General features: G+C 67.4%; 5 protein-coding genes. 2 read left to right on the forward strand and 3 right to left on the reverse strand.

The window, feature by feature from the left end; genetic code table 11:
- Positions 1-213, reverse strand: a 213-nt coding sequence (locus Q0916_RS04910; protein WP_299235163.1) for a hypothetical protein, incomplete at its 3' end; no start/stop codon positions are given.
- Between the two features lie 180 nt (positions 214-393).
- Between Q0916_RS04910 and Q0916_RS04915 the strand changes: the two genes are divergently transcribed.
- Together Q0916_RS04915 and ppk1 are read left to right on the forward strand one after the other, a co-directional pair.
- Entirely contained in the window at positions 394-525 is a 132-nt protein-coding gene (locus tag Q0916_RS04915) for a hypothetical protein (protein WP_299235165.1), read from the forward strand.
- A 15-nt stretch (positions 526-540) separates the two neighbouring features.
- Positions 541-2,913 carry a polyphosphate kinase 1 gene (ppk1, locus tag Q0916_RS04920; RefSeq protein ID WP_299235168.1) on the forward strand — a complete coding sequence of 791 codons (2,373 nt, stop codon included), beginning with the start codon at positions 541-543 and terminating at the stop codon, positions 2,911-2,913.
- A 17-nt stretch (positions 2,914-2,930) separates the two neighbouring features.
- Here the strand turns inward: ppk1 and surE are convergent, their stop codons facing one another.
- Positions 2,931-3,788, reverse strand: coding sequence for a 5'/3'-nucleotidase SurE (gene surE, locus Q0916_RS04925; protein ID WP_299235171.1), 858 nt, complete (start codon positions 3,786-3,788; stop codon positions 2,931-2,933).
- A 131-nt stretch (positions 3,789-3,919) separates the two neighbouring features.
- Entirely contained in the window at positions 3,920-4,936 is a 1,017-nt protein-coding gene (locus Q0916_RS04930; RefSeq protein WP_299235174.1) for a phosphate uptake regulator PhoU, read from the reverse strand.
- Between the last annotated feature and the right edge of the window lie 285 nt (positions 4,937-5,221).

The raw sequence follows: 5,221 nt of genomic DNA on the forward strand, positions 1-5,221 counted from the left end.
GCCGGCCGCGACGGCGGTCGAGAGCCCGAGCCCGTACCGCCCACAGACGAGCGCGATCAGAACCGGCTGGCCGAGCAGGACGCCGAACAGCGCCCGCTCGTAGCGGGGACCGGACAGCGAGACGAGCGTCGTTTCGGCGTACACGAACCCGACCGTGACGGCGGTGCTGGCGCCGAGCACGGCGAGCGCACGCCGACGCGCGCTGGAGGGCATACACCGAGAAGCGTGGCTTCGAGCCGGTATGTGTATTTCGCCGGCGGGGTACGACCCGCTCGGCGCTGTCGGCCGTCTCTCCGTCGGCGCGCTCTACCGGGGGCGCCCCAATAGAGTCGTACGTACGGCTATATAGACGTATTAGCAACGGTTTATTACCGCTTCCGGGCAGTATGCATGATGCCACACAACGGACTGATATGCGAGGAGTGCTACACCGAACACAGCATGAGCGAGATCCGTCACGCGTCCGCCGAAGCCGCCGCGGGCATCGCGTGTCCGAACTGCGGGAACGCGTCGTTCGGCATCTGAACAGAGCCCCGCCCGATGCCCGACAACAGACCCGACGACGGGTTCGATCTCTCCGATCCGCAGTACTACCTGAACCGGGAGCTCTCGGAGTTGGCGTTCCAGAGCCGCGTGCTCCGTGAGGCCGAAGACGACCGCAACCCGCCCTTAGAACGGGTGCGGTTTTTGGCCTACTTCACGAAGAACATGGACGAGTTCTTCATGAAGCGGGTCGGCGGGCTCAAACAGCAGATCGAGGCCGGCGTCACGACCCGGACGGTCGACGGTCGGACGCCCACCGAGCAGTGGGAGGCGGTCCTCGACGAGGCCGGACCGATGTTCGGACGGCAGACGGACGTCTGGGCGAACGAGATCAGGCCGGCGCTGGCCGACGCGGGCGTTCACGTCCTCGAATACGACTCGCTCACCGACGAGACGCGCGCGGACCTCCGGGCGTACTTCGAGGAGTCGGTTCTGCCGACGCTCACGCCGCTGTCGTTCGATCCGGCACACCCCTTTCCGTTCATTTCGAACCTCTCGCTTTCGCTCGGAATCCTGACCCGATCGGAGGGCGAGGGTGAGGGTGACCCGACGTTCACCCGGGTGAAGGTCCCCCCGAACCACCCCCGGCTCATCGAGGTCCACCGCGGGGACGACGAGTCAGCCTACGTCCTCATCGAGGACCTCATCGAGAGCAACCTCGATCTCCTCTTGCCGAACGTGGACGTCCTCGACGTCTCGACGTTCCGGCTGACGCGCAACGCCGAGGTCAGGCGCGCCGAGGAGGTCGCGGAGGACCTCATCGAGGCCATCGAGGACCTGATCGAACAGCGCCGCTTCGCCAGGGTGGTCAGACTCGAGGTCGCCGACGACATGCCCGACCGGAGCCTGGACCTCCTCGTCGATCAACTCGACATCGACAGACGGGAGGTCTATCGCCGCTCGGGGCCGATCGACTTCGAGGACTTCTTCACGCTCACCGAACTCGATCGCCCGGCGCTGAAACCCCCGGCGTGGTCCCCACAGCCACATCCACGCTTGGATCCGGTGCGGCCGGACCCCGAGGCGCCCGGGGACTCCCCGGGGATCTTCGCGGCGATCGAGCGCGGGGACGTGTTGGTCCATCACCCGTATCACTCCTTCGAGACCACCGTCCAGCGGTTTCTCGAGGAGGCGGCGAACGATCCCCAGGTGCTCGCGGTCAAGGCGGCGATCTACCGGACCGCGAGCGACTCGAAGGTGATCCAGAGCCTCATCGACGCCGCCGAGAACGGCAAACAGGTCGCCGTGATGGTCGAGTTGAAAGCCCGCTTCGACGAGCGGAACAACCTCGAGTGGGTGCGGCGACTCGAGGAGGAGGGCATCCACGTCGCCTACGGGACCGTCGGGCTGAAGACCCACACGAAGACCGCGCTTGTGGTCCGCCAGGAGGCCGAGGGGGTCACCCTGTACTCGCACGTCGGCACCGGGAACTACCACTCCGAGACGGCGAAAGGCTACGTCGATCTCGGCTTGCTCACCGCCGATCGCGACATCGGCCAGGACCTCGTCAAGGTGTTCAACTTCTTCACCGGCCCCTCGCTGGACGAGGAGTTCCGGAAACTGCTCATCGCCCCCGAGACGATGCGAGAGCGCTTCGTCGAGCTCATCCGCCAGGAAGCCGAACACGCACGCCAGGGGCGTCGCGGCCGGCTGGTTGCGAAGATGAACGCCCTCGAGGACCCCGAGATCGTCGCGGAACTGTACCGCGCCTCGATCGCCGGCGTCGAGATCGACCTCATCGTCCGTGACATCTGCCGTCTTCGCCCCGGCGTCGAGGGGCTCAGCGAGAACGTCACGGTCCACTCCATCGTCGGGCGGTTCCTCGAGCACTCGCGGGTCTTCTACTTCGAGAACGACGGCGACCCGGAGTGGTACATCGGGAGCGCCGACTGGATGACGCGGAACCTCGACAACCGCGTGGAGGCCGTCGTCCCGGTCGAGGCCCCCGCGGTCCGCAGGCAGCTCCGGTTCGTTCTCGGCACCGCGTTCGCCGACACCCGTCGGCGGTGGCTCATGCGGTCGGACGGGAGCTACGAACGGGTGCGCCCGGAGGGCGACGAACCGCCCCTGGACGCGCAGTCGGTCCTGATGGAGCAGGCCAGACGCGCGGTGATCGAGGAGGCCGACCACGGCGTGATCGTCGACGACCGCTTTGTCGACGGGGAACTGCTCGTCGAATCGACGCGGGACGACGACGCCCCGGGTGCCGACGAGGCCGACGCCGACGATCCCTTCGAGGTCCACTCCGAGCGCTGGTACGTCCCCGACAGCGACCGCTACGCCTACGCCGTCCGCACCCCCGACGGCGAGCGACGCTACTTCAAGACCCGCGAGGGTGCGGGGCGGCTTCTCGAGCGGCTCTACGGGTGATTCGGCTCGCGCGGGCGTCACTCGGAGGAAGGCTCCACTCTCGGGCGGTACCGCTCGGCGAACGCCCGGAGGCGCTCGCTTTCGACCGGGCCGTCGCGGAGCGTCAGCGGCGAGACGCTCGCCTCGTCGCGTCCGATCGCGCGGCGGTCGGTCCCGGCCTCGTCGGACCCCTCGCGTCCGTTCCGTAGCTCCTCGAAGGCGGTGTGGGTGAACACGAACCGGCCCGCCGACTCCTTGAGGGCGGCGCTGACGTTGTGCGTCGCCGAGGGCTCGGTGACGACGACGCGTTCGGGGACCGACGGCGGCACCAACGCGTTCAGGTAGTCGACGGTCTCGAACAGACCAGTCCCAAGCGCAAAGCGAACCAACTGGCCGACGAAGTCGGCCTCGACGGCGAAGCCCGTCCCCTCGTCTCCGGTTGCGGTACTGGAGACGGCGACGCCCGGAACGCCGAGGTGGGCCGCTTCCACCGCCGCCGAGACCGTCCCGGATCGTTCGAGAACGCTCAGCCCCACGTTTGGCCCCGGGTTACACCCCGAAACGATGACGTCCGGCTCGACCTCTATGGCCGACACCGCGGCGACGACGCAGTCCGCGGGCGTCCCGACGACCTCGTACCCCAACTCGTGGGGCCGAAACGGTACCTCCCAGGAGTAATCGGGCGCTTCGAGTTCGATCTGTTCGGTGCCGTCGCCGAGCGCGATCGGCGTCGAACGGCCCATAGAGAGGACCCGCCCGATCCCGCTGTTGTCACTCGAGGGGGCGACGACGGTGACGTCCCCGATCTCGGTCAGCCGATCGTACACCGCTTCGAGCCCGGGGGCGTCGATGCCGTCGTCGTTGGTCAACACGATGTCGGGGCGTTTCGATCCCATCGTCGGTACCCCGGCGCGAACGCCGTAATAACGCTTCTAGTTCCTCTATGTCCGACTCAAGAGGGAACACGAGCGGTACGGACGCTCCGTACGTCACCGGGGCGCGCCGTCCGCGTCGACCCGGCGGACGACTACCGGACGCACTCGCACTCGCGTGCGGACTGCTCGATGCCGATCTCTGCGATGTTCGCGCCGTACTCGCTGGTTCGCCGGATGCTGTCGAGGAGGAGCCCGACGACGTGCGCCTCGGCCGCGTTCTCGTGTTCGTACAGCGCCTCGTCGAGTTCCCTGATCTCGCTCGTCAGCTCGTCGCGCTCCTCGAGGGCGTCGAGGGCCGCCTCGACGCTCGCGTCGGCGAGGATCGCGTCGGCGGCGGTGTCGATGACGTGTCTGGAACAGGACGCGAGCGCCTCGATGCGGTCCGCAAAGTCGGCGGGAACGGTCGCCTCCGGGTCGAGGACGAACCGCGCGATTTTCTCGGCGTGGTCGGCGATCCGCTCGAACTGCCGGCACACGTGGTAGTACTCGAACAGCCGGTCGCGGCCGGTGTCGAGCTTCTCGACCTCGTGGAGGTCGGTGAGCGCCCGCCGGAAGTGTCGAGTCACCATCGCAAACAGCTTATCGGCCTCGCCGTCGCGGTCGATGACGCGCTCGGCGAGCGTCTCGTCGTCGTTCAGAACGGCCGACACGGCGTCGCGGTGCATACCGAGGGTCACGAGACGGAGCCGGAGGGCCGACTTCCGGACGTCGACGTTGTCTGCGTCGATGAGGTTCGTCAACTGCACGCGGGTGTCGTCGGCCTTCAGCATCTCGAAGCCAGAGAGGTCCCCGACGGTGTCCGCTATCACCCCCCGCCGCTCCGAGGAGTGCCCCGCCCGGTCGACGAGCGTCACCTCGTCGAACCCGACGGCGTGGAACGCGCGGATCCGGTGTCTGACGGCGTGATCGGAGTCGGTCGAGACGTCGATCGTCACCGCGCGCCGCTCGCCCGAGCGGTCGGTTCGCGTTTCGATCAGCAACGACCCGTCGTCGTCCGGGTACAGAGCCAGCGTCGAGCCACCCTCGATCCCGTGCTCGTTGGCCCAGGATTTCGGTAGCGACACCGTGTAGGTGGTCCCTCCGGACAGCTGTACTTTGCGCGTCTCCATGTGCCGCCGCGTACGGGCAGTCCCGTTGTGGTATTTTATATGATCACTCTGTTCGGCTCCGTACCGCTACATACTGCTGTTGGTATCTCAATCGGCCGGTACGACTATCTAGGGGACGGTCGGCGCCTCACACTATAGACCCGTCCGGACACTCGGTGGATCACCTCTAAGACCGGACGGACGGAGCCTAAGGTATGTCCGACCGCACGTGGCGGCGCTCGCTGACGGCGGGCCGACACGGCCGCGATGCGACCCGAGCGCGGATCGTGGAGGCGATCGACAGCA

It is taken from the genome of Natronomonas sp. (assembly GCF_028274965.1).
Taxonomy (GTDB): domain Archaea; phylum Halobacteriota; class Halobacteria; order Halobacteriales; family Haloarculaceae; genus Natronomonas.